The 25,687-nt window shown below is 46.7% G+C and carries 16 protein-coding genes; 13 read left to right on the top strand and 3 right to left on the bottom strand.

The annotated features are described in order from the left end of the window. Positions 1-21 precede the first annotated feature (21 nt). The 11 genes from SM122_RS06875 to SM122_RS06825 all read left to right on the top strand — a co-directional run bounded on the left by SM122_RS06875 (position 22) and on the right by SM122_RS06825 (position 19,165). On the top strand, positions 22-6,864 hold the full coding sequence (locus tag SM122_RS06875; protein ID WP_155170437.1) for an Ig-like domain-containing protein: 6,843 nt from the start codon (positions 22-24) through the stop codon (positions 6,862-6,864). Between the two features lie 104 nt (positions 6,865-6,968). Beyond that, positions 6,969-10,679 carry an alpha-L-fucosidase gene (locus SM122_RS06870; RefSeq protein ID WP_155170438.1) on the top strand — a complete coding sequence of 1,237 codons (3,711 nt, stop codon included), beginning with the start codon at positions 6,969-6,971 and terminating at the stop codon, positions 10,677-10,679. Between the two features lie 217 nt (positions 10,680-10,896). Continuing rightward, entirely contained in the window at positions 10,897-11,361 is a 465-nt protein-coding gene (locus SM122_RS06865) for a CtsR family transcriptional regulator (RefSeq protein WP_049472688.1), read from the top strand. Next, positions 11,362-13,791: an ATP-dependent Clp protease ATP-binding subunit gene (locus SM122_RS06860; RefSeq protein WP_049485777.1), complete on the top strand. Its 2,430-nt coding sequence runs from the start codon at positions 11,362-11,364 to the stop codon at positions 13,789-13,791. 9 nt (positions 13,792-13,800) lie between these two features. Further along, on the top strand, positions 13,801-14,289 hold the full coding sequence (locus SM122_RS06855; RefSeq protein WP_003002175.1) for a hypothetical protein: 489 nt from the start codon (positions 13,801-13,803) through the stop codon (positions 14,287-14,289). Next, positions 14,267-14,674 (top strand): DUF4430 domain-containing protein, encoded by a 408-nt coding sequence (locus tag SM122_RS06850; RefSeq protein WP_155170439.1) that lies wholly within the window; start codon positions 14,267-14,269, stop codon positions 14,672-14,674. The genes SM122_RS06855 and SM122_RS06850 overlap by 23 nt, the downstream gene beginning before the upstream one ends. Before the next feature lie 162 nt (positions 14,675-14,836). Then, complete coding sequence (locus SM122_RS06845; RefSeq protein WP_125826657.1) at positions 14,837-15,553, top strand: hypothetical protein; 717 nt, start codon at positions 14,837-14,839, stop codon at positions 15,551-15,553. 164 nt (positions 15,554-15,717) lie between these two features. Then, positions 15,718-16,779 (top strand): AAA family ATPase, encoded by a 1,062-nt coding sequence (locus SM122_RS06840; RefSeq protein ID WP_049498179.1) that lies wholly within the window; start codon positions 15,718-15,720, stop codon positions 16,777-16,779. 10 nt (positions 16,780-16,789) lie between these two features. Further along, positions 16,790-17,572, top strand: coding sequence for a nicotinamide riboside transporter PnuC (gene pnuC / locus SM122_RS06835; protein ID WP_049498178.1), 783 nt, complete (start codon positions 16,790-16,792; stop codon positions 17,570-17,572). After that, positions 17,573-18,349: an NUDIX domain-containing protein gene (locus SM122_RS06830; RefSeq protein ID WP_150906669.1), complete on the top strand. Its 777-nt coding sequence runs from the start codon at positions 17,573-17,575 to the stop codon at positions 18,347-18,349. It abuts the gene before it with no gap. 129 nt (positions 18,350-18,478) lie between these two features. Continuing rightward, the gene (locus SM122_RS06825; RefSeq protein ID WP_118096107.1) at positions 18,479-19,165 is read left to right on the top strand and encodes a YoaK family protein; all 687 of its coding nucleotides are present in this window, start codon (positions 18,479-18,481) and stop codon (positions 19,163-19,165) included. Positions 19,166-19,469: 304 nt separating this feature from the next. Here SM122_RS06825 and dusB read toward each other — a convergent pair whose 3' ends face one another. Both dusB and hslO read right to left on the bottom strand, forming a co-directional pair. Continuing rightward, entirely contained in the window at positions 19,470-20,447 is a 978-nt protein-coding gene (dusB, locus tag SM122_RS06820; RefSeq protein WP_049471951.1) for a tRNA dihydrouridine synthase DusB, read from the bottom strand. After that, on the bottom strand, positions 20,434-21,306 hold the full coding sequence (gene hslO / locus SM122_RS06815) for an Hsp33 family molecular chaperone HslO (RefSeq protein ID WP_308012660.1): 873 nt from the start codon (positions 21,304-21,306) through the stop codon (positions 20,434-20,436). Before hslO ends, dusB begins: the two co-directional genes overlap by 14 nt. Before the next feature lie 111 nt (positions 21,307-21,417). On the opposite strand from hslO, the gene SM122_RS10920 reads away from it, so the two are divergent. Further along, on the top strand, positions 21,418-21,546 hold the full coding sequence (locus SM122_RS10920; RefSeq protein ID WP_003002006.1) for a hypothetical protein: 129 nt from the start codon (positions 21,418-21,420) through the stop codon (positions 21,544-21,546). A gap of 252 nt (positions 21,547-21,798) precedes the next feature. On the opposite strand, the gene gshAB is transcribed toward SM122_RS10920, so the two are convergent. Further along, positions 21,799-24,054 carry a bifunctional glutamate--cysteine ligase GshA/glutathione synthetase GshB gene (gene gshAB / locus SM122_RS06805; RefSeq protein ID WP_324737913.1) on the bottom strand — a complete coding sequence of 752 codons (2,256 nt, stop codon included), beginning with the start codon at positions 24,052-24,054 and terminating at the stop codon, positions 21,799-21,801. A 296-nt stretch (positions 24,055-24,350) separates the two neighbouring features. On the opposite strand from gshAB, the gene SM122_RS06800 reads away from it, so the two are divergent. Further along, a complete protein-coding gene (locus SM122_RS06800; RefSeq protein WP_195327024.1) occupies positions 24,351-25,643 on the top strand; it encodes an adenylosuccinate synthase in 1,293 nt (430 codons plus the stop codon). Positions 25,644-25,687: the final 44 nt, after the last annotated feature.

Genomic DNA, 25,687 nt, shown 5'->3' with positions numbered 1-25,687 from the left:
TAATCCTAAGAGGAGGTTTTTATGGGAAAGTCTTTTTTTGAAAAGCGTCCTGTTTTTAGTATTCGTAAGCTCTCAGTTGGAGCTTGTTCTGTTGTGATTGGGATTTCTGCCTTGGGTCTTTCAAGGGTCCATGCGGAAGAAAAGCCAGCCCTCGAAAGTGAACCGACTTCGATGGAGACACCAAGTGTTGTGACGGAAAACTCAGAAGCGGAAGTTCCTGGAGCTGGTGCAAGGGTTTCAGAAGCTCCAGCTGTCATCACCCCTACCAGAGTTGAGGAAAAGCCAGCGCATCAAGGCGAAGGCCAGCCCGTTTCAGCTTCATCTGAGCGTGCTACAGGAACGGAAGAAACAGCTGCTCCAGACCAAAATCGTGTAGCGGAGGATATTGTGCAAGATCGAGAACGTGATTTTAATAAAGATTGGTATTTTAAATTAAATGCAGCTCCTGGTGCAGAAGGGCGTCAAGTGGATGTCAAGGATTGGAAAAAATTAGATCTTCCTCATGACTGGTCTATTTTCTTTGATTTCGATCACAACTCTCCTGCTCAAAATGAAGGGGGGCAATTAAACGGAGGGGATGCTTGGTATCGTAAGACCTTCCGTTTGGACGACAAAGATCTAGATAAGAAGGTCCGCTTGGAATTTGGCGGGGTTTATATGGATTCTAAAGTCTATGTAAACGGACAATTCGTTGGTCATTATCCAAATGGCTACAATGCCTTTTCTTATGATATTACTCCTTATTTGAATGCGGATGGAAGCGAGAACACCATCGCCGTTCATGTGGTCAATCAACAACCAAGTAGCCGTTGGTATTCTGGTAGTGGGATTTACCGGGATGTTAAGCTGAGTGTAACGGACAAGGTTCATTTAGCGCAGTATGGGACTACGATTACGACCCCTCAGTTAGAAAAACAGCAAAATGGGGCAGTAGATACAGTGGTGAAGAGCCGCATTGTCAACCAGGATGATCAAGCCCATAGTATTTATGCGGAATATGAAATTGTCGATCAAAATGGCCAAGTGGTGAGCGAAAAAACGCGCAGTGAAGCGCAAGCTGTTCTAGCAGGTCAAGAGATCAACCTATCTCAAACCTTGCATGTTGAAAAACCAACCCTCTGGGATGTGAAAACGGATCATCCAGCTCTCTATACCTTGTATACGCGGGTTTATCGGGATTCGCAGTTGGTCGATGTGCAAAAGGAACGCTTTGGTTATCGCTATCTGAACTGGACGCCAGAAGGTGGCTTCTTCCTGAATGGGGTGGCGACGAAATTCCACGGGGTATCCCTTCACCATGACCACGGGGCTCTTGGAGCTGAGGAAAATTACAAGGCTGAATACCGTCGTCTCAAACAGATGAAGGACATGGGGGTCAATGCGATTCGGACGACCCACAACCCAGCCAGTGAACAAACCTTAAACATTGCGGCTGAGTTGGGCTTGATGGTCCAAGAAGAAGCCTTTGATACCTGGTATGGTGGTAAGAAACAATACGATTATGGTCGTTTCTTTGAAAAAGATGCCACTCACCCAGAAGCTCGTAAGGGGGATACTTGGTCCGATTACGATCTACGGACCATGGTAGAGCGGGGCAAGAACAATCCAGCCATTGTCATGTGGTCAATCGGTAACGAAGTCGGTGAAGCAGATGGTTCAGACAAATCTGTCGCAACTGTTCGTCGGTTGGTCAAGACCATCAAGGACGTGGATGCAACCCGCTATGTCACCATGGGAGCTGATAAATTCCGCTTTGGTGATGGATCAGGAGGCCATGAAAAGGTAGCAGCAGAGCTTGATGCGGTTGGCTTCAACTATTCAGAAGCCAACTATGAAAGCTTACGGGCGAAACATCCAAACTGGCTCATTTATGGTTCGGAAACCTCTTCTGCGACGCGGACACGGGGTTCATACTACCACCCTGAAAGAGAATGGGTAGGAAGCAACCAAGAAGACCGCCACTATGAACAATCAGACTACGGCAATGACCGGGTTGGTTGGGGTCGGACAGCAACCGCCTCTTGGACCTTTGACCGTGATCATGCCGGCTATGCAGGACAATTTATCTGGACCGGTACGGACTATATCGGTGAGCCAACCCCATGGCACAACCAAAATGACACACCTGTGAAAAGTTCTTATTTCGGTATTGTCGATACTGCCGGCCTTCCAAAGAATGATTTTTACCTTTACCAAAGTCAATGGGTATCGGCCGAGAAACATCCAATGGTCCATCTCTTACCACATTGGAACTGGGACAATCCAGAATTAGCCAATCGTGTCATGGATGAAGAAGGACGGATTCCTGTTCGGACCTTCTCCAATGCCCACAGTGTGGAATTGATTGTCAATGGGAAATCACAAGGAGTCAAGACCTTTACCAAGAAGACCACAGCTGATGGCCGGACCTACCAAGAAGGGGCAAAACCAGATGAACTCTATCTAGAGTGGTTGGTACCTTATGTACCAGGTAAAGTGGAAGCTATTGCGCGCAACGAAGCGGGTGAAGTGATTGCGAAAGATCAAGTCGAAACAGCCGGCAAGCCTGCGGGTGTCCGTTTGTTGAAAGAAGAACACGCGATTGCAGCGGACGGCAAAGATTTGACCTATATTACCTACGAAATCGTCGATGAAGCAGGTCGTGTCGTACCAACTGCCAATAATTTGGTGCATTTCCATTTGCATGGACAAGGCCAAATTGTCGGTGTCGATAATGGAGAACAAGCCAGCCGTGAACGCTACAAAGCGCAGGAAGATGGCACATGGCAACGCAAAGCCTTCAATGGCAAAGGGGTTGTGATTGTCAAATCAACTGAGCAGGCGGGTGCCTTTACTCTGTATGCAGACTCAGATCGCTTGCAATCAGACCAAGTCAGCCTCTTTACAGGTAAGAAGGACCAAGCAGAACGAACTGTATTAGGTGTGGAACCTATTCGACAAAGTGCTTATCTAGGAGAAGAGCCAGCCTTACCAAGTAAGGTCAATGTGGTCTATAGTGATGGCAAGGCCCAAGAAGAAGCCGTTGAATGGGATGCAGCAGACTATAGCCGTGCTGGCCAAGTCCGTGTGACAGGTCATGTTCAAGGACGCACGGTCGAAGCTCTGGTCGATGTGATCGGCGTGGAACAAGTCCTTCCAGTCATCAAACAAATCCCACAGGGAGCAGATCTAGCAACAGTGGATAAGGCTGTGCAATTAGTCTTCACTGATGGGACCACTGCCCACTATGAGGTCGATCAATGGACCTTGGAAGCTGGTCAAGAAGATCAATTGTCTACACCAGGAGCACGCTTGAAAGCGACAGGACTCCTAGGCAATGGAGAAACGGTCCAAGCGACACTAGTGGTTGCAGGAGGAGATGTAGCCAAGGCTAAGAAACCAACGGTTCAGCTAGATGGGATAGCCCTTCCAAAATTTGGTAGTGGCAACCATACTATTTTCCGTTCCCTCGATTATGGTCAAGAGCCAGGTCAAGTCACAGCAAGTGCAGAAAATGCTCAAGTGACGGTCCTCCAAGCTAATCGTGAAAATGGTTTGAAGGCTCAAATCTTTGTGACTGCTCAGGATACGGGAGCTGTACAGACCTATGTGGTCCAATTCCAAGAAGAAAGTCCACAGATTGAGCGCCTAGAATTGCGTCTGCCAGAAGGACAGGAACTCAAGGAAGACCAAACGGTACCACTTGAAGTCATTGCCCATTACCAAGATGGTAGCCAGGCAAGTCTCAAAGCAGATCAAATCGATGTGAAAACAAGAGCTGGTAGCCAAGGAAAAGCCGTCGCAACCAATAAAGGTTTGGAATTGCGAGAAGCAGGATTGGTTCATTTAGAAGCTAACTTCCAAGGACAAACAGGAGAAGTCAGCTTTACCATCACGCCAAATCCAGAAGAAAAGACGGTTGTGAAGGTGCGTCCTGTACGGATCAGTACGGATCGAAATGTTTTGCCAGCTCTTCCAGAGACCGTCTTGGTCGAGTATGACAAGGGATTCCCGAAAGAAAAACGCGTGACCTGGGATGCTGTAACCGCAGATCAAGTCAAGGATTACCATAGCTTTACAGTCACAGGTCATGTAGAGGGTGTGGAAAAAGAAGCCCAAGCTCAAGTGACGGTTGAAGGCATTATCGCTGTAGAAGAAGTCAGCACTACCACTCCAGTCGGAGAAAAACCAGCTCTTCCAGAAAGCGTGCGGACCTATCACTCTAATGGTAAGACCTATGCTGCCAAGGTGGCCTGGGATGCGGTCGATCCGCAACTCTTGGCCAAAGAAGGAGAAGTTGTCCTAGCCGGTCGTGTAGAAGGAACGGATCTTCCAACACGTCTTCATATTCGTGTTTCCGCAAACACAGTCAAGGGTGCCAATGTAGCAGAGCAATGGACAGGATCTGTCTTGCCACTCGCTTTTGCAAGTGATTCTAACGATGCAGATCCAGTTGCTAAGGTTAATGACAAGGTCATCTCCTTTACCGATGCTCCAGCTAACCGTTGGACCAACTGGGGCCGTAACAATGCGGAAGATTCTGTCGGTATCTTGTTTGGGGATTCTGGTATCTTGACCAAGCGAGCAGTGGACAACCTCCATGTTGGTTTCCACGAAGACCACGGCGTTGGGGCTCCAAGTGAGTATGTGATTGAGTACTATACAGGGGAACAAATCCCAACAGTTCCAAGCAATCCAAATCGTGTCAAAGACGAAACAGACCATCCATTTAACAATCCAGCTAACTGGAAAGAAGTCAGCAACCTAACCGTTGAAGAACCGGTAGCAGCTGGTAAGATGAATCATTTCAGTTTTGATAAAGTCGACACCTATGCTGTTCGTATCCGTATGAAGACGCCAGAAGGCAAGCGTGGAAGCTCTATTTCAGAGATTCAGATCTTTGCCAATAAGGTTGCGGCAGAAGAGAAGAGCCAGTTGACCATTCGTGTCAATGGCGATGTCTTGCCAGGTGTCAACCCAAGTGTGACCGATTACTACATCGATGCGCGTGATCGAGCTTATCCACAGGTGGAAGCGACAGCTAGCCATCACGGTCTTGCAACGGTTGTGCCAAGTGTCCATGAAGGGGAGCCAATCCGTGTCATCCATAAAGCGGAAGATGGTACCATCTTACAAGAATACCGCCTCCATCTCACAAGCGATGCAGAAAAACTGAAACAAGCTACCCCAGTAGCAGTGGAAGCAGGTAGCCGTTTTGTGAAAGTTGGTCAAGATCTGGTTCTACCATCTACCGTAGGCGTTTACTTCCAAGGGGATACAGGCTATGAACGCAAGGAGCTTACGGTGGATTGGCAGGCTGTCCCAGCTGATGCGCTTTCTCATGAAGGAAGCTTCACGCTGGAAGGAAAAGTCATTGGCTATGATCTGAGAGCTCAGCTGACCGTCCGGGTGTCAGAAAAGACAGGAGAAAACCTTTCTGTAAACCGTGATTACAATGCAGACGATACCAGGGCATTTGCCAGTGAAACCAATGATCTCGATCCAAATCAAATCGACTATATCGATTACATCAACGATGGTGGCTACAACGAGTATTACCGTTGGACCAACTGGAAGAGAGAACCGGATCAAACCGAAGCCTTTGCTGGTCTCATCTTCAAGAAAAATGGCCAGGTAACAGAGCGTTTGGTCAATAAAGTAGCGGTCGACTTCTTTGCGGATCAAGAAACAGGCTTGCCAACGAAAACCGTTCTTGAACGCTATATTGGTCCAGACTTTGAGGTTCCGGATGATTATGGCAATCTGAAGAATCTTCCAGATCATCCATTTAACCAAGCCTCTAACTGGGAAGAAATTCCTTATAGCTTGGATTATGACTTTGAAGCTGGCTATATCTCTAACCTCAGCTTCAATGAAACTAGAACCAAAGCCATCCGTTTAAGAATGGTCCGTGATGAACATCTAAAAGGAATCGGAATCGTTGAATTGAGCGCCTATGCCCCAACAGAAGAGGCCCAGGCAACAACAGACGTCACCATCCAAGTGAATGGCAAAGACCTAGAAGGCTTTAAACCAGATGTGACAGATTATCATCTAGAGTATGAGGGAGACCGTCCAATCGTTTCAGCACAAGGCAAGAATGGAACAGCCGTTACGGTCGTGGATGCTAAAAGTGGCAATGCTCCGGTTCTTGTCAAGGTTGTCTCAGAAGATGGCAAGCTCGAAAAAGTATATCAACTTTCTCTCTCCGCAAAAGCACCTACAGGCTCAGCCATCCCTGAAGAAGGGGTTAAGAATCTGGTCCACACCAAACCAGAGTTGGTGATTGAGCCAGAAGAGATGGACTTTGAACGCTTAGAACGTCCAAATACGGATCTTCCAAAAGGTAAGAAACGTGTGGTTCAAGAAGGTCAAAAAGGCCGCAAATTGCGCTTAGTGGAACTCTCTCAAGAAAATGGTGTGGAAAGCCGGAAGGAACTAGATGCCTTTGTAGAGCTAGATCCAGTGGCAGAAATTACAGAGGTGGGCACGAAAGAAGTGCTTCCAGACACTCCACAACCAGAGCCACAGCCGCAACCGCAGCCGCAACCAGAACCACAACCAGAGCCACAGCCGCAACCACAACCACAACCGCTTCCGAACCCAGAGCGCCCTCATGTCTCAGAAGGACCAGAGCCAACAGAAACTTCTAAGTCATCTGTTGGGGTGGAACCTGTCAGTCAGAAAGGAATCGTTTCAGAAGGGAAGGAAGTCGAGAAAACAGCTCAAACACCAGCAGTTTCAGCTGCTCCAGTTTCCGAAGGTAGATTACCAAATACAGGAACGGAAGAAAGCATCGCAAGCCTCGTTGCTGGAATCCTAGCAGCAGGCCTTGCCAGTGCTGTGCTGGACGATCAGAAAAAAAGAGCCGATAAGGCCAAGTAAAACAGCTAGAGAAACTAGCAAAAAACGGTGAAAAGTTCACAGGTAAAAAGAAGGAGGATGGGGAAGCCCCACCCTCTTTACCTGGTGACATAAAGGAATGGAATATGGGAAAAAGATTAGTTGATCAGAGAAATCAATTTGGCATTCGTAAACTCTCAGTAGGCGTCTGCTCGGTAGTCGTAGCGACTTGTTTTTTAGGAGCTACTACCAGTTACGCAGAGGAACAAGCTGAGAATAATGAACCGCGTGAAGAACGGGTTGAAACAAGCAATGCAGGAGATCAAGGAAAGGAGGAGAAAACTGTGAACGAGCCCCAAGAAGAATCAGAACAGCCCTCAGCAGCTACTAGTGAGAAAGAAAATCGCACAGTCAGTCAAGGGACAGAAGCAAGCCAACCAGCCACTTCTCTAAACGAGGAGACTGAGATTGCGGATTACGGACCACTTCCAAGCAAGGCTCAGATGCAATACCACCGTGAAGAACTAGCAGCTTTCATCCACTTTGGGATGAATACTTACTATGATCGTGAGTGGGGGGATGGGCAAGAAGATCCTTATTATTTCTATCCAGAGCATCTGGATACCGATCAGTGGATCAAAACCCTGAAAGACGCGGGCTTCAAACGAACCATCATGGTCGTCAAGCACCACGATGGCTTCCTCTTGTACCCATCCAAATACACCGACCATACCATTGCTAAAAGCGGTTGGAAGGATGGAAAAGGCGATGTTCTAGCTGAGGTTTCTGCTTCTGCCAGCAAGTATGACATGGACATGGGGGTCTACCTCTCGCCTTGGGATGCTCACAGCCCACTCTACCATGTGGATACAGAGGACCAATACAATGAATACTATCTCAACCAGCTTAAGGAAATCCTTGAAGATCCAAAATATGGTAACAAGGGCAAGTTCGTAGAAGTCTGGATGGATGGAGCGCGTGGCGATGGGGCTCAAAAGGTCACCTATACCTTTGACAAGTGGTTTGAAGCCATTCGCAAGGCCCAAGGGGATATTGCCATCTTCTCAGCTGAGCCGACCAATGTTCGTTGGATTGGAAATGAAAAGGGGATTGCCGGAGATCCGGTTTGGCAAAAGGTCAATCCAGATAAGATCCGCAACAATCCATCCAATAGCTACCTCAATCACGGGGATCCGGAAGGGAAGCAATACTCAGTGGGAGAAGCCGATGTCTCTATTCGCTCCGGCTGGTTCTACCATGACAACCAAGAGCCTAAGTCCTTGCGCGAATTGATGGACATTTACTTCAAATCGGTCGGCCGTGGAACTCCACTCTTGCTCAATATTCCACCTAACCAAGACGGAAAATTTGCGGATGCCGATGTGGCCCGTTTGAAAGAATTTCGTCAGACCTTGGACCAACTCTACAGTGTGAACTATGCGGCAGGAGCTTTGGTAGAAGCTGACTCGACACGACGCAATCCGCTCTACAAGGCCAGCCATTTGACAGATGGCGATGAAAAGACCAGTTGGGCACCTGCAGATGATGCTAAGACCGGCTCTTTTGTCCTCGATCTTGGAAAAGAACAGCATTTTGATGTGGTAGAGCTTAAAGAAACCATCGAGAAAGGCCAACGGATTTCTGGTTTCACCATTGATGTGGCTGTGAATGGCCAATGGGTTCCATATGGGGCTGGCTCAACCGTAGGATATCGCCGATTGATCAAAGGGCAACCAGTTGATAGTCGTTATATCCGGGTGTCCATCACCGATGCCCAAGCTACTCCAATCTTGAACGGAGTCTCTGTCTATAAGACACCCGCTAGCATTGAAGAAACCGATGGCTATCCGCTTGGTTTGACTTATCATTCTGACCGGGCAGCAGAGCGGGCCAATGGCCAATGGAATGAAGAGGGAGAAGGTGTTCGAGGGACCTCTATGTGGACCAAGGAAAAAGGGGCTTCGGTGACCTATCAGTTTGAAGGCACCAAGGCCTATGTGGTCGCAACTGTCGACCCTGGTCATGGGGAAATGGATATCTATGTCGATGGCCAAAAGCTAGCGACGGTCAATACCCAAAGCCCAAGCCGCAAACGCAGCCAAAAGGTCTATGAAACACCGGACTTGGCAGCAGGATCCCACACCTTGACCTTGGTCAATAGCAAGGGAGATGCGATCGCAACGGAAGGGATTTATGCCCTCAATAACCAAGAAAAGGGTCTCTTTGAGTTTGCTCAGCCAACCCTAGCCGTTAAGAAAGGCGACCCAGCGCAAGTTGTCGTCAAGAGAAAAGGTGGCTCTAAAGGAAGTGCCAGTCTCAAATTAATCACAGAACCAGGAACAGGGGTTCATGGCAAGGTCTACAAAGATACCAACGTCACCCTTGAGTTCGCAGATGGCGAGACAGAAAAAACAGTCCAAGTTCCAACCCTTGATTTTGCAGGAAAAGCGACCGACGTCTATGACTTTAAGGTCAAATTGCTCCATCCGGATCAAGGAAGCCTTGTCGGCTTTATTCCAGAACTGACAGTTCAAGTGATGAATGAAGACCAGTTGCCAGAAAATCGCAAAGAAGTGGATGACCAAGATCCGAAACTGCATTACAGTGAGGGTTGGCACCATGAGACAGACAATCCAAACTTCTCAAATGGCACAGAATCTTGGTCGAGCTTTAACCAAGTGACCGATGAAGAAGGCAAGAAACACATTGAAGTGACCATTACCTTTAAGGGCACCGGCGTGGAGGTCCGAGGAGTGGTTGATCCAAGTCATGGTCTCTACAGCGTCACTTTGGATGGAAAAGAAATGGCCTTCGAAGAAGGTCGGGGCCATGATTATGAGATCGACGGCGATCATTATTTCAGTGGCTATGGAGACCAACGCAAGCTCGACCAGAGTTTGGTCAATCTGCAAGGCCTAGCAAAAGGCTACCACCAGCTACGCTTGCACTTAGATCCAGCCCTCAATGATCCTCAGTCATCTCGAGCCATCCAGGTAGACCGATTTATCCTCTCAGGGAAAGATAGCCAGTTGCTCAGTCAAGAAGAGCTGCAACAGATCATCAGAGAAGGAGTAGAAAAGATCAAGGCTACCTCTCTCGATCGTTTGAAAGCAGACCTCAAACCGAAGGTTCAAGGACAATTGACGGACTTGACTCAGTTGTTGAATCAAGAGCAACCAGATTTGGTTGCTGCAGCTAATCAAGTGGAAGCCCTTGAAACCATCTTAGAAGATGCTCGCAATTATGAACCCCTGACGCAGACACGACCAGATCAAGGTGTTCGGGATCTGATTCTTGAAAAGCCAGAACTTCTCATCGAAGCGGAGGAGATTCCATTTGAGAGTCAAACGCGTGAGAACAAGGACTTGACCAAGGGTGAGAGCCGGATCCTTCAAGCAGGGAAGGTCGGACGCCGGTTGAAATTGATCGAAGTCCGACAAGAAGAAGGCAAAGAAATTCGGACAGAAGTCGATGCCTTTGTCGAAGTGGAGGCCCAGGACCAGATCACAGAAGTCGGAACGAAGGAAGCGGAAGAAAGTCCGTTGATAGCTGATATGCCGACTCCAACCACTCCTGTAACTCCAAGTAAGGTGCAACCAGAAGTTATGACTCTTTCTCAAGCTGAAGACAAAAAAGAAAAAGAAAGACCGGTTCTCTTGCAACCGAAAACCCCAGAAGCAGTTTCTGTTTCGACTTCAGACCATCCGGAAAAAGAAGATGTTGAAAGTCCTTCTCTACAATCGGAAGGAAAACTTCCTCAAACCGGTACAAAAGAAGGTGGTTTCTTTGCTTGGTTAGGCCTTCTTGGTCTAGGTTTCTTGGGTGGAGGCGCCAAATTCGCTCGTCGCAAAGAGTAGTTCCTTCTTCGCATAAGAGGTTAGTTCTCACTAGCCTCTTTTGTTTTGCCTTCTTAAGAGATTCCTATTTCCATGGAGTCTTTGCTTTATTTACAGCCGTAAAAATTGTATAATAGTCAAATAAGGTCAATGATGAGAAGGAACACTCCAAGGCCATTTTTTATGGGCCAAAGAGCAGAGCATCCATCTAGAAAAAAACAAGCCAGAAAGGAGCATCATGGCAAATAAGAACACATCTGATAGCATTGAAGCTTATATCAAGGCCTTGCTGGCTCAAGCTGGCATGGCAGAGCTCAAAAGAAGTGAGTTAGCCGATGTCTTTCAGGTTGTACCCAGTCAGATTAACTATGTCATTAAGACTCGCTTTACCGAGAGTCGAGGCTATATTGTAGAGAGCAAGCGGGGTGGTGGGGGCTATATCCGCATTGGCAAGGTCCAGTTTTCAGATCACCATCAGATGCTCCAAGACTTGGCAGCCAATATTGGAGAGACCATCAGCCAGCAGGTCTTTAATGATATCCTCCAGATGCTCTATGAAGAAAAATTATTGACAAAACGTGAGACTCAGCTCTTGCTTGCGACGACCTCCGATGAGGTCCTAGGTCGAGATGCTCTCATCCTACGAGCAACGATGCTGAAAAAAATCATTCAACAAGTAGATAGAAAAGGAAATACCGACTAGATGAACTATTCAACAGCACTGTTAGAAAGTATAGAAGCGGCCCAAATACTAGCAGGCCACTATCAGGGGCATACCTTAGATACTTGGCATCTCCTGACGGCTATGGCCAATAATCCCTATAGCGTGGCAGGTTCTGTACTGAACGATTATCCTATGCAGATCGATGAGTTTCAGGATGCAGCGGAGCATATCACAGGCCAAGCTTTTCAAAGCGACAATCGGTATGAAATCTTCCCATTTTCTTATCGGATGGAAGCCATTATGAAACACGCAAGAGAGATTGCCCAGGTCCTTCATGCCAAGACCTTGGGAACAGAGCATGTGCTCCTCTCTCTTCTAGCAGACCGTGGGACCTTGGCGAGCCAAGTCATGGAGTTTGCTGGCTTTGCCTTTACAGAGCAAGACAAGGGAGTTCCTATTGCCTCCCTTCGAAAGAATCTTGAGGACAAGGCAGGTTGGGACAAGAATGATATCAAAGCCATTCGGAGTCTCTATCGAGCCCAAAACCCTAACCGCCAAACCATGGGAAATATGATGGGCATGCCCCCAAGCACCAGTGGAGGTCTTGAAGATTATACCCGTGATTTGACAGAAATGGCGCGTGCAGGCCAGCTTGAGCCTGTGATCGGCCGGGATGCAGAGATTTCACGCATGATCCAAATCCTCAGCCGCAAGACGAAGAACAATCCTGTATTGGTGGGAGAAGCAGGGGTCGGAAAAACCGCCCTTGCATTAGGTCTGGCCCAGCGTGTCGCTAGTGGCAATGTTCCAGCTGAAATCGCGCAAATGCGTGTCCTTGAATTGGATCTTATGAATGTCGTTGCAGGGACGCGCTTCCGTGGGGACTTCGAAGAACGGATGAACAATATCATCCAGGACATCGAAGAAGACGGTCACGTGATTCTCTTTATCGATGAACTGCATACCATTATGGGGTCAGGATCCGGTATTGATTCGACCTTAGACGCAGCCAATATTCTAAAACCAGCCCTGGCACGGGGAACCTTGCGTACAGTTGGAGCAACGACTCAAGATGAGTACCAAAAGCATATCGAAAAAGACGCAGCCCTCTCTCGACGTTTTGCGAAAGTCACCATTGAAGAGCCAAGTGTTGCAGATAGCATCCAAATTCTCCAAGGCTTGAAAGAGACCTATCAGGACCACCATCATGTGACCATTACCGATGAAGCGATCGAAACAGCTGTCAAATATGCCCACCGCTATTTGACCAGTCGTCAATTGCCAGATTCAGCCATTGATCTCTTGGATGAAGCGGCAGCTACTGTACAAAACCGCGATTCCAACGGTCACGTAAAAGAAGAGTTGACCGCCTTAGACCGGGCTTTGATGGATGGCAAGTGGAAGAAAGCAGCCCAGCTCTTAGAAGTAGAGGCCGCTCCCATTGTCTACAAAAAAGAAGTCACTGACCAAGATGTCTTGGTGACTTTGAGCCAATTATCTGGTATTCCAACTCAAAAACTGACTCAAACCGATGCCAAGAAGTACCTAAACTTAGAAGCAGAATTGCACAAGCGCGTGATTGGTCAAGACCAAGCGGTTTCGAGTATCAGTCGGGCTATTCGACGCAATCAATCAGGTATCCGTAGCAATAAACGTCCGATCGGTTCTTTCATGTTCCTAGGACCTACCGGTGTCGGAAAAACAGAGTTAGCCAAAGCTTTGGCAGAAGTTCTGTTTGATGATGAATCGGCCCTCATCCGTTTTGATATGAGTGAGTACATGGAAAAATTCGCGGCGAGTCGCCTCAACGGAGCTCCTCCAGGCTATGTGGGCTACGAAGAAGGAGGCGAGTTGACCGAGAAAGTCCGCAACAAACCATATTCAGTTCTCTTATTTGATGAGGTGGAAAAAGCCCACCCAGATATTTTCAATGTCCTTTTGCAAGTCTTGGATGACGGAGTCTTAACCGATAGCAAAGGCCGGAAGATCGACTTCTCCAATACCATCATCATCATGACCTCAAACCTGGGAGCAACAGCCCTTCGGGATGATAAGACAGTTGGCTTTGGTGCTAAAGATATCCGCTTTGACCAAGCCAATATGGAAAAACGCATGTTTGAAGAGTTGAAGAAGACCTATCGTCCAGAGTTTATCAACCGGATTGATGAAAAGGTGGTCTTCCATAGTCTCTCAAGCGAGGACATGCAGCAGGTAGTGAAAGTCATGGTCAAACCGCTCATCGCGACCTTGGCAGAACAAGGCATGACCCTCAAATTCCAGCCTTCAGCGCTCAAGTTGCTAGCAACCAAAGGGTACGATCCAGAAATGGGAGCTCGCCCACTGCGTCGTGTCTTGCAGACCGAAGTGGAAGATCAACTAGCAGAGCTATTGCTGAAAGGCCAAGCCCAAGAAGGACAAACGATCAAGGTTGGAACGACAGCCGGAACGATCAAGTTTGAGATTGTCTAGGAGGATGTCATGACGCTTCAGCGATTAACCCGTATTTCGCTTTTGGCGGCCCTTTGTGTCGCTCTACGTCAGGCTTTTGCCCCTTTCCCAAATGTCCAACCTATTTCTGCCATCTTTTTTCTCTTGGTGATATTTGAAGGGTATAGCTTTGCTTTTCTTGTGATGATGATCACCATGTTTGTCTCCGCCTTTTTCCTGGGGATGAGCCTGATTGTGTTCTTTCAGATTGTCGCCTTTGGCTGTTTGATGCTCATTTGGCGCATCAGTTACAAGTGGTTGCCCTTTGTCCTTCAGATCCTTTTTGTGGGCCTACTGTCCTTTGCTTATGGGGTCTTGATCGATAGTGTTTATGCCTTGATATACCATATTCCTTGGTGGACCTATGCTTTGGTCAATGGTTTTAGTTTTAACCTTGCCCATGCTCTGTCGACGATCATTTTCTATCCCATTATCTATCAAATCTTTAGGAGATTTTATGTTGAAAAAAACCATTTCTAGCTTGATGACCTTACTTGCAGCTCTTCTTTTAGCGAGTTGCGCTTCGTCTCATAGCACAAACCATCAAACAAGTGCTTCTAGCACAGAAGTTGCCAAGAAAAACGAAATTTCGATTACGATTAGCGTGACGCCAGAAGGTCAAAAAGCGCAATCGAAAACCTTGAAAGTAGCAGAAGAGAGCAACCTCATGAAAGTGCTCAAAGCCAACTACAAGATTGAAGAAAAAAATGGCATGATCACCTCGATTGACGGTCACAGCCAAGATGAAGCCAAAGGTCTTTACTGGATGTACAAGATCAATGGCGAAATGGCTCCAAAAGGTGCTGCAGAAACCACCGTTAAAAAAGGGGACAAGATCGAATTCTATCAAGAAGTGTATAAATAAGAAAAGCTGGACAGTATGTCCGGCTTTTTTTGCAAAGTTTAGGAACTTACCTAAAATTTCTTTCAAATTAGAAAAATATTTGAGAAACTATTGACAGCCTCATATAACAGTGTTACAATAACGTTACAAAATATTACAAATGTTACAAAAAGAGGTTCTGTTATGAAAAACAAAAAAATCATTTCCCTAGCAGCCCTAGCTTTGACAGCTAGTCTTTTCCTAGGAGCTTGTGGCGGGAATAAAGAAGAAAAAACTTCAGAAGCAAGTAGTTCAAAGACCAGTCTGGTTAAACAAACCAGCTCTTCTTCTAAGAAAAAAGTGATCACTAGTAAAGATCCCATTGCCTCTTCATCCTCTGATAGCAAATCAGAAGAAAGTCATACCGTTGGTAGCAAAAATAACCAAGCTGCAGCTAGTCAAACACCTGCTCCAGCTAAAGAAGCGACACCAGCAGCACCCGTAACAAAAGAAGTAGCCACTCCAGCAACACCAGCGAAAGCAAAATTGCCAAGTCTAGAAGACGGCCATGCCCATGCTAAGAAGCAAGCTTCTGCTACAGAGAATGCCCAATACAAGGGAGTCTATTCTGTAGCAGCAGGGGATTTCTCTGCAGCAGCTGGGAATTGGTCTGACAAACGCGACACTGGAGTCACTATTGGCCAAGGTGGTCAAGTGACCATCCAACTTCCTGGGGGCCAACCCGTAGCCTATGGTATCAGCGCTTATAACTATACCTTGGATGATGGTCATTACCATGCTAATCTCTCAGCAGGCGATGGATCTGCAGCGACTCTAGATATCGTAGTTGGAAAAGATGGCTCGGTATCTAGTGTGACGGTTTTGAAAGACGGTGTCAGCCACTCCCTCACTCGTGAATAAAATTCGAAAGATCTGAAAGGATAAGCATCTCTTTTCAGATCTTTTTTTGTTGATTTGAATAAAAATATATTTTTTTATAAAAAACTATTGACAGATAGAAAATATAGTTTATAATAAAAACATAAAGAAAATCTATTTATAAAAAATTATAAAAAGGAGCTTATATGAAAAAAGAAAGAATTGCCCTGGTTTTTGGAACCTTTGCGCCTCTTCATCAAGGGCATATTGACCTGATCCAGCGGGCCAAGCGTCAGTGTGATCGCGTTCGTGTCATCGTTTCTGGTTACGAAGGGGATCGTGGCGAAGAAGTGGGACTGCCTTTACAAAAACGCTTCCGTTATATCCGCGAAGCTTTCTCAAATGATGAGTTGACCCAAGTCTATAAGTTAGATGAGACAGAACTTCCTCGTTATCCCTTGGGCTGGGAGCCTTGGTTACAGACAGCCCTAGACACCATCCAGTATCAAACAGAGACAGAAGAGTTGATCTTTTATGTAGGGGAGAAAGCCTACAAGGAAGAGTTGGAAGCTAGAGGGTTTGAAGTTCACTTAGAAGAGCGTCGCTTCGGGATCTCTGCTACCATGATCCGGGAAAATCCCAGCAAATACTGGAAATACATTGCCCAGCCCTTCCGTCGCCAGTTCACGAAAAAAGTCTTGATCATGGGGAGCGCCAGCAACGGGAAAACGACCCTTGCAAAGGACTTAGCCCGCTTTTACGATGCACCTGTTAGTCTTGAGTATGCCCGTGAATACCAGATCAAGAACAATGTTCGAGATGATGAGCTCACGCCAAAAGATTACTATTATCTACTCTTAGGACAGTATGATCAAACCTCTAAGCTCATCGATAGTAGTGCCAATAGAGGCCTTGTCATCGCAGATACCAATTCCCTAGTGACCAAGGGTTATTACGACTACTACATGGAGGTCGAAGGTCAGGATACCAGCATGACTGATACCTTTGACAACCTCTTTGTCAGTATTCTCTCCAAAGAAAAATGGGATTTGATCCTCTTTGTCCAGCCGATCGGTTCCTATGTCAATGATGGTTTCCGAGACATGACCATGGCTGACGAAGAGATCCGCACCAGCTTTTCAAATTACCTGGACCAATTGCGCCAGCAATACCTAGGAAACATTCCGACCACTTTCCTCGCATCAGACTACCTCGGCAACTACGAAGAAGCCAAGAAGGTGATCGATGCCATTTACCAAGCCGACTAAGGAGCAGCTTATGAAAAACCTATCTGAAAAATTCGCAACTTTTAGCCAAGACTTTAGAAATGTTCACCGAGAAGCGAAAAAGCAAGGCTTTGTCAATATTATGAAACTTCTATGGAAGGACCTTTTTGTAGGACGCACAGCCTTTCAATGGATTTATCTCCTCCTTCTTTCTAGTGTTCCCTTCTTCTTAGAATGGACCAATCGGACAGGACAGCATGATTGGCTGGGACTGTTTGCCTCTTGGACAGGCATTGTCTGCGTCATCCTGGTTGCAGAAGGGCGTGCTAGTAACTACCTTTTTGGAGCAGTGAATTCAGCGATCTACCTCGTTTTAGCCCTCAATAAGAACTTCTACGGGGAAGTTCTGACAACTCTTTATTTCTTCATCATGCAACCGATCGGTCTCTATGTTTGGCTCTCTAATCGGATCAATGATCAAGGTAAGGTCGAAGAATCTCACTTTGAAGCCAAGAAATTGAACTTGATTGAGTGGATGCGCTACTTGGCCTTGTGTGCTGTTATTTGGATTGGTATGGGCTTTGCGTATCAGAGCATCCATAGCGCTCGCCCTTTCCGCGATAGTATCACCGATGCGACCAATGGGGTCGGTCAGCTCCTAATGACTCGCCTTTACCGGGAGCAATGGATCTTCTGGATTGCGACCAACGTCTTTAGTATCTATCTCTGGTGGGATCAGAGCCTTCACATCCAAGGGATGTACTGGGTCTACACGCTGAATAGCCTAGTGGGCTGGTACCAATGGACCAAAGCCCTCAAGAAGGAGGTGGCTTAGATGGCAAGTCTCTCAATTCCAGCAGGAATGACGGAGAAAGAGTATTTTGAGACGGCCGCTAGTGAAGCAGACTTTCTCAAGTGGTACAAGGAGCAAGACCTGCCGACTTATGAAACTCCAAGTGTCACAGCGGACATGGTAGCTTACTGTTTTGTTGAAGGCCAGCTCAAGCTCTTAGCCATTCGCCGCAAGGCCCACCCTTATCAACACCGCCTCGCCTTGGTGGGGGGCTTTGTGAACAAGGATGAAGATGCGACTCATGCCTGTATCCGAGAAGTCAAAGAAGAAGTTGGGCTCGATCTTCCAGTGAATAAGGTGGAACAACTCATGACAGTTTCCACCCCTGGGCGGGACCCCAGAGGCTGGGTCATTACCATTGCCCATCTGGTCTATCTGCCAGCAGAAGCAGTAGACTTAGCTCATGCAGGTGACGATGCCAAGGAAGTCGTTTTTCTCGATGTCGACTTCAAAAAGTCCCAGTGCTTGCTCGATGGAGAATCCTTAGCTGCTTCTGATTTTGCCTTTGACCACTATCAGATTATTCAAGAATCGATCAAGCGGATTCAGGGTCGTCTAGACTGGAATCCAACCTTCCTCTATCTGTTAGAGGAGCCTTTCACCGTTTATGAAGCAACCGAGTTGGTCAATCTGATCAATCCTGGACGCCCCATCGTTAGCAATAACTTCCTCGTAAAATTCGGAGAATTCGTGGAGGAAGTGGGTGTCAAGCGGGTTCCTAAGAAAAAACCACGCAAGACCTATCGCTTAAAACAGTAGATCGAGCGGGGTTCATTCTACCAGCCCTCCCTTACTTTTAGTAACGGAAGGGCTTTTTCTGATTTTTCCTGCTCCACTTGTGTGCAAAGTGGTATAATAATCATAATTGAAATCAAAAGAGACAAGACTATGGAAGAAAAAATAATTTTACCACAAAATACACGACTGATGGGGGCTCTGCTTGGTTTTATCGGAGGGGGCCTCGATGTTTTTTGCCACATGCACTACCGGAGTTTGGTCGCGACCCAAACGGGGAACCTCCTGCTTCTCATCGCTGATTGGCACGATCCCCGTGTCGAAAATACCATCATGCGTTTTTCATCTATTCTATTTTTCTCGATCGGCTTTTTGGTTGCCCTCCATATCAAAGAGTATCGCAAGACAGCCTTTTGGCGGACCAAGATGTTGATTCCTTTGTTTGTGGTAACACTCCTGATTCCCTTGGTGTCTGTCATACCACCTGTAGAAGTTCCCTTTATTGCTTTTGGAACAGGGATGATGATGTTGACCTTTACAGGGAGCCTCATCGAAAATCACCCTTATGTGATCTTTATGACTTCCGGAAATTATCGCAAGATGCTGACGGCCTTGTACCGAATCACTCGAGGAAAGGGAGATTTGGACGAGTATCGCAGGCAGGCTATGAATTACGGGATTGTCGTTGGAAGCTTTGTTGCGGGAGCTATTAGTGTAGCCATCCTCATGCATTTTATTCACAAATGGGCCATCTGGCTGATCACAGTGAACCTCTTTTTGATCATGACCTACTACACCGCCAGAGTCAAACAACTCGGCCTGCAAACAGACAATCTATAGAAACAGGACCCCGTGTGAGGTCCTGTTTTAGATTAATGACAAAGCCATCTTAGAAACTTTCCTTAGGTGAGTACGGACGTCAGCGAACTTCGAAGAAGTTCCATGACTTAGTTTTGAGCCTAAGGTCTCAAAACTCCCGAGTGCCTGAAACAATCGTGTTTCAGGCACTTTTCTCACAGCGGAAAGTTTCGGTATTTTTTTGATTCGCTCAAAAAATTAAAACATATTTATATTTCTTTGCCGAATTGCTTAACTTATTTAAAAATAGTACAGGACCTCACATGAGGTCCTGTTTTTTGCGTTTCTATGCTTTTAATTGTAAGAGTTCTTCAATCTCAGCCAGAGTGCTAGCTTGGGAGATGGCGCCGCGTAGTTTAGCTGCACCTGAGGTACCACGGAGGTAGTGAGGGGCGAGACCACGGAATTCACGAACGGCAATGTGCTCACCTTTGAGATCGATCAAGCGTTTCAAGTGTTCGTAAGCAATCTTCATTTTGTCTTCAAAAGTCAAATCAGGCAGGATTTCTCCTGTTTCAAAGTAGTGGTTGATTTGGTTGAAGAGATAAGGATTGCCCATAGCAGCGCGACCAATCATGACCGCATCGGCACCGACTTCTTCGATCCGTTGTTTGGCATCTTGAACCGTACGGATATCTCCGTTTGCGATAAATGGAATCTTGGTCAGAGCTTGTGCAACCTTGTGAAGGGTCTCAAGATCCGCATGACCTGTATACATTTGCTCCCGAGTCCGTCCATGCATGGCAAGGGCAGAGACACCTGCAGCTTCGGCAGCGAGGGCATTCTCAACTGCTAGAGAAGGGTCAGACCAACCTGTCCGCATTTTAACAGTGAGAGGGATATCAAGGACGGATTGAACCTTGTTAATGATAGAGTAGATCTTATCGGGATCTTTAAGCCACATAGCACCCGCCTCGTTCTTGACGATTTTATTTACCGGGCAGCCCATGTTGATATCCACGATATCAGTTTTGGTATTTTCTTGGATAAATTCTGCTGCGCGTGCTAAGCTATCTTCGTCGCTCCCAAAGAGCTGGATCGATACAGGATTTTCTCCCTCATCGATATGGAGCATATGCAGAGTTTTTTCATTGTTGTACTGGATCCCCTTGTCAGAGACCATTTCCATCACAACGAGCCCCGCCCCCAGTTCTTTCGCAATGGTCCGGAAGGCTGAGTTGGTCACTCCGGCCATGGGGGCTAGGACCGTCCGGTTTGGGATCTCGACGTTCCCAATCATAAAAGGTGTATTAAGATTTGTCACGAATGAGTTCCTCCAAGTCGTTTTCATCAAAGTGGTAAGTTGTCTGACAGAATTGGCAAGCGATTTCCGCGCCATGGTCTTCGTCCTTCATTTCTTGAAGGTCTTTGGCTGGTAAGCTTGCCAAGGCATTCATGAAGCGTTCCTTGCTACAGTCACACTGGAAGCGGATCTCTTCTTCTGAGAGACGCTTGTATGGTTCGTCACCATAGATGGCAGTAAGAAGGGCTTCAATATGGTCGTCAGAGGCTAAAAGGGTAGAAATGGCCGGCATTTCTTGGATCCGTTTTTCAAAGCTGGCAATTTCTTCTTCCTTGGCATTTGGCAAGACCTGCACCAAGAAACCACCGGCAACCTTGACCTTGTCTTCTTCATCAAGGAGGACATTGAGCCCAACCGCAGATGGCGTTTGTTGGCTTTCAGTCAAGTAATAAGCTAGGTCTTCACCGATTTCTCCAGTGACGAGAGGTGTCATGGAATGATAAGGATTGCCTGTGCCGTAGTCGGTAATCACTAGGAATTCCCCGTTTCCGACAAATGGTCCGACCACGACTTCACCGGTCGCTGTTTTCTTGATATCCACACCAGGATTTTGCACGTAGCCTTTGACGTTTCCTTGAGTATCTGCCACAGTGATGATAGCACCAAGTGAGCTAGTGCCCAGGATTTTCACTGTTATCTTGGTGTTTCCCTTTTCATTGGCTGCGAGAATTTGACTAGCGATCAGGGTACGGCCAAGTGCGACCGTGGAGCTAGCTTGTGTATGATGTTTTTCTTGGGCTGTTCGTACGGTTTCTGTACTGTCTAGTACATAGGCACGAAAAGCGCCGCTTTCTGAGATAGTTTTGATAATTTTGTCCATACCTTTTATTTTAACACAAAATAGAAAAACAGGCGCAGGCCTGCGCTTGTTTTTTGGGGTTAGGAAGAATTTTAAGACCAAAAATAGTATAATAAAACAAAGGAGGCTAGCATGAACCAATCTTTGAAAGCGGCAGTCTATGGTTTGGCGGTAGCTGATGCATTAGGGGTTCCGTATGAATTTTTAACCCGAGGCAGTTTTAAAGCGATTGAGATGGTGGGCTATGGAAGCCAACAGTAACTGGCTGGAACTTGTTCAGATGATACTAGCCTTGTATTCGCGGCCTATGATTCTTTTTGGGAAAAAGGGAAGATTTCCTCTGCTATATGCAGGAGAGGTTTGAAATTTGCTTGTTAGAGGATGATTTTACAGCAAATGACTTGCTATTTTAAACTTGTAGGAGGACCATGCTTAATCTTTTTAGGTTATCATCTAAAACTCTACCTCGGTTACAAAACAAAAACGCAGAGACATCTTCTGCGTTTTCTTACTTTATAGGTCCATTTCTGGGAAAAGTTTAGCTAGTATTTTCGGAGTAATGCTTTGTCCCGGCCCCTCAGCACAATAGGTGTGCATATACATAGAAGGATTGAAGTTGAGCTCGATGCAGGTACAGTTGGGATTTTCCTTTGTGGAAATAGCAGAGCTGTCAGGGATGATGAGATCAACGCCACAGGCCCAGGCTCCCATAGCCTTTGCCATGTCCGCAGCGAGTTCCTTATAAGATGGGTGCATGCTGTCTGTGACATCAATCGAGTCTCCGCCAGTAGAAATGTTGGAATTGCGCCGCAAGTCAACCTTGACTCCAGCAGGCAGGATATCATCTGGTCCATAGCCTTGCTGGTCCAGCATGAGCAGTTCAATGTCCCCCAGTTCAATGATTTCAAGCGGTGAACGATGATCTCGGCCCCGCAGAGGATTGTCATTTTTGATGGCAATCAATTCTCTCACGGTATGCTGACCGTCTCCGACGACATTGGCCGCCACTCGCAAGAGGACTGCTTGGCATTGTCCGTCTAAGACAAAGAAGCGGTACTCCGTTCCAGCGATAAATTCCTCCACTAAGACGGCGACATCTTCTGAAAAAGCAATCTCCAGAGCCTTGTGATAAGCTTCCAGGCTAGCTGGCTCTTGGAAGATAGAGATGCCCAGTCCGAAGTTAGTTGACTTGGGTTTGACAACAATTTCTCGGTTCTTAATCAAAGGGTAGTAGGCCAGTCCCTCTTCTAGAGAAGAAAATTCTGCTCCAGCCGGAACGGGAAAGTCAGCTGCTGCCAAAATCTTTTTGGTGACTGTTTTATTGGCCATGGCCAAAGGGATGACATAGTTATCCTTGGAGGTCATATTGCCGTTCTTGACATATTCTACATGACTACCATGCCAAAGCTTGAGAAATTGGTCCTTTTCATCTAAAATTTCGACATTTAGCCCCTTTTGAATAGCATCAAAGAGTAGCATCTGGGTGGACAGTTCCATATTTTCGTAGCCTTTGAGGGCATAAGGAGCAGTCCAGGCATAGCGGTGGTATTCTTCTGCTTTTTCTAGACCAAAAGCTGTTAAGGAATCTTGCTGGATATGGGGCAGGAGCTGTCCTGACAGTGTCAGCTGAGGATGTAAGAGAGCCTCTCTCATCTGGTCCAGCAAAGTTTGATAGTAAGTTGGCAGTTCAAAATGCTGGATGAGCTCTTCCATGGCTTGGAGAAGGGCTGAGCTGTCTGCCTCATCTGGCAGGGCAGTCAGCGGGTGGCTACAAGCAATTTTCTGGTTCAAATCATGGGCAGCTTTTAATACTGCATCAACATTTTCTACATCATCTAGCCAGAGCAGGCCCAGTAAAAAGAGATGGACAGTATCTAAGGTCTCTTGGCTAATGCCCAAATGGTCAAAAGGATTGAGATCGAAGCAGCGGAATTCCAGATAGGTGATACCCTGCTCCAGATAGGCGCGATTGTGCTTCTGTCCACGGAAGCGAACGGCTGAGTAAAATTCTTTTTCAGCACTGAGCTCGCCAGACTGAACGTAGTTTTCAATATCGGTTACATATTGCTCCAAAGAAGTGTAGGACACCTGAATATTCTCGTCATTGACATAGCCATAGTCGCTGTTGCGAAAAGAGCGGATAGGCTGCGGGTATTCCTGACTGTAGAAGCCGGCTTCTGCCAGAGGAGCAGCACCGTAGAGATAGGTTAAGAGCCATCGGAAACGCAGAAAGTTTCGAGCCAGTTTGAGATAGAGGTCATTTTTAAAGTCCTTGAGTAAATGATAGGAGCTGACTTGAAAGAGAGCAGCGACCAGATCTTTCCCTAGCTCCATGTTGTAGTGGATGCCAGAGATGGCCTGTAGTTTTTTGCCATATTTTTTCGCTAAACCCTCTCGGTAGTGGCGTTCGTATTCGTTTTCCAGACGGGCGATGATAATATCTTCTTCAGTCAGCTGCGGTGGCATGGACAGAGGCCACAGGCATTCACTCTGGTCAATTGAGCGGCCTGCCACATCGCTGATAGCTCCCAGTAAGCGCCGCGTTTCCTTAGTAGAGTGAGCAATAGGTGTAATTAGTTCCAGTTGTTGTTCGCTGAAGTCTGTTTGGATGGTCGGGTGGAAATTGCGGGAACCAAGCTGACTCGGATGAGCAGTTTGAGCTAAGTGTCCATCAGTTGTCACTCGCAGATTTTCCCTCTCCAGACCAAAGGTCGCTTGGAGAATAGGGCTTGATGTATCCAGTTTCTGCAGTAATTGATTAATCGTCATCGTTTCACCGTCCTATGGTAGTTATTTTAGTCTATTACAAACGGAAAAAGAAAGCAAATTTCCGCTACGATTTTACAAAAATTCCGAACTTTTATTTTAAATTAAGTACTAAAATTCAGAAAATACATATTTTGTAAAAATGTAATTCGTCTACATAAGAGAAAAAACAAATGAAATGATGAACCCTCCTTGAAAAATTGTCAAATTTTTCATATAATGAGGTATAAAACATAATCGCAGGTGAGATTCCTGCCTGCTTTTCAAGAAAGGACGAGCTATATAGCTCAGACAAAGATATGACATCAGTAGTTGTTGTAGGAACCCAGTGGGGAGATGAAGGAAAAGGGAAGATTACAGACTTCCTATCAGCCAATGCAGAAGTCATTGCTCGCTACCAAGGTGGGGACAATGCCGGTCACACCATCGTGATCGACGGCAAAAAATTCAAGTTGCACTTGATTCCTTCAGGTATCTTCTTCCCTGAAAAGATTTCTGTCATTGGGAATGGGGTTGTGATCAATCCTAAATCATTGGTCAAAGAGTTGGCTTATCTTCATGAAGAAGGTGTGACAACAGACAGTTTGCGCATTTCAGACCGCGCCCATGTCATCCTCCCTTACCATATCGAATTGGACCGTCTCCAAGAAGAGTCAAAAGGGGACAACAAAATCGGAACGACCATCAAAGGGATTGGACCAGCTTACATGGACAAGGCTGCGCGTGTGGGAATCCGGATCGCGGATCTTTTGGACCGCGACGTCTTTGCAGAACGCCTGCGCATCAACTTGGAAGAAAAGAACCGTCAATTTACCAAACTCTATGAAGCAGAGGCTCTTTCCTTTGACGATATCTTCGAAGAATACTATGAATATGGTCAACAAATCAAACAATATGTAACCGATACTTCTGTCATCTTGAACGATGCTTTGGATAACGGCAAGCGCGTGCTCTTTGAAGGAGCCCAAGGGGTTATGTTGGATATCGACCAAGGAACTTATCCATTTGTTACTTCATCAAACCCAGTTGCTGGTGGGGTGACCATCGGATCAGGTGTCGGCCCAAGCAAGATCGACAAGGTTGTCGGTGTATGTAAAGCCTATACCAGCCGTGTCGGTGACGGACCATTCCCTACAGAACTCTTTGATGAAGTGGGGGACCGGATCCGTGAAGTGGGGCATGAGTATGGGACAACAACCGGTCGTCCTCGTCGTGTTGGTTGGTTTGACTCAGTTGTCATGCGCCATAGCCGCCGCGTGTCAGGAATTACCAACCTTAGCTTGAACTCGATCGACGTTCTGTCCGGCTTGGATACAGTGAAAATCTGTGTAGCCTACGACTTGGATGGGGAACGCATCGACCACTACCCAGCAAGCTTGGAGCAACTCAAACGTTGCAAACCAATCTATGAAGAATTACCAGGCTGGTCAGAAGACATCACAGGTGTCCGCCACTTGGATGAGCTTCCAGAAAATGCCCGCAATTATGTTCGCCGTGTCAGCGAACTGGTTGGAGTCCGCATTTCGACCTTCTCAGTCGGACCAGGTCGCGAGCAAACCAATATCTTGGAAAGTGTTTGGTCTAGTTTATAAGCAAATGAAGATAAGAGAGTGGGACAGAAATCGGTCATTCGTTA

This window comes from Streptococcus gingivalis (assembly GCF_035544715.1).
Lineage (GTDB): Bacteria > Bacillota > Bacilli > Lactobacillales > Streptococcaceae > Streptococcus > Streptococcus gingivalis.
The sequence above is the reverse complement of the archived record's forward strand: the minus strand, read 5'-3'. Positions and strand labels throughout refer to the sequence as shown.

Excerpts from the sequence above, each read along its gene's own strand:
- SM122_RS06875 (WP_155170437.1), top strand. The coding sequence starts at position 22 with ATGGGAAAGTCTTTTTTTGAAAAGCGTCCTGTTTTTAGTATTCGTAAG.
- SM122_RS06870 (WP_155170438.1), top strand. The coding sequence starts at position 6,969 with ATGGGAAAAAGATTAGTTGATCAGAGAAATCAATTTGGCATTCGTAAA.
- SM122_RS06865 (WP_049472688.1), top strand. The coding sequence starts at position 10,897 with ATGGCAAATAAGAACACATCTGATAGCATTGAAGCTTATATCAAGGCC.
- SM122_RS06860 (WP_049485777.1), top strand. The coding sequence starts at position 11,362 with ATGAACTATTCAACAGCACTGTTAGAAAGTATAGAAGCGGCCCAAATA.
- SM122_RS06855 (WP_003002175.1), top strand. The coding sequence starts at position 13,801 with ATGACGCTTCAGCGATTAACCCGTATTTCGCTTTTGGCGGCCCTTTGT.
- SM122_RS06850 (WP_155170439.1), top strand. The coding sequence starts at position 14,267 with ATGTTGAAAAAAACCATTTCTAGCTTGATGACCTTACTTGCAGCTCTT.
- SM122_RS06845 (WP_125826657.1), top strand. The coding sequence starts at position 14,837 with ATGAAAAACAAAAAAATCATTTCCCTAGCAGCCCTAGCTTTGACAGCT.
- SM122_RS06840 (WP_049498179.1), top strand. The coding sequence starts at position 15,718 with ATGAAAAAAGAAAGAATTGCCCTGGTTTTTGGAACCTTTGCGCCTCTT.
- pnuC (WP_049498178.1), top strand. The coding sequence starts at position 16,790 with ATGAAAAACCTATCTGAAAAATTCGCAACTTTTAGCCAAGACTTTAGA.
- SM122_RS06830 (WP_150906669.1), top strand. The coding sequence starts at position 17,573 with ATGGCAAGTCTCTCAATTCCAGCAGGAATGACGGAGAAAGAGTATTTT.
- SM122_RS06825 (WP_118096107.1), top strand. The coding sequence starts at position 18,479 with ATGGAAGAAAAAATAATTTTACCACAAAATACACGACTGATGGGGGCT.
- hslO (WP_308012660.1), bottom strand. The coding sequence starts at position 21,306 with ATGGACAAAATTATCAAAACTATCTCAGAAAGCGGCGCTTTTCGTGCC.
- SM122_RS10920 (WP_003002006.1), top strand. The coding sequence starts at position 21,418 with ATGAACCAATCTTTGAAAGCGGCAGTCTATGGTTTGGCGGTAGCTGAT.
- gshAB (WP_324737913.1), bottom strand. The coding sequence starts at position 24,054 with ATGACGATTAATCAATTACTGCAGAAACTGGATACATCAAGCCCTATT.
- SM122_RS06800 (WP_195327024.1), top strand. The coding sequence starts at position 24,351 with ATGACATCAGTAGTTGTTGTAGGAACCCAGTGGGGAGATGAAGGAAAA.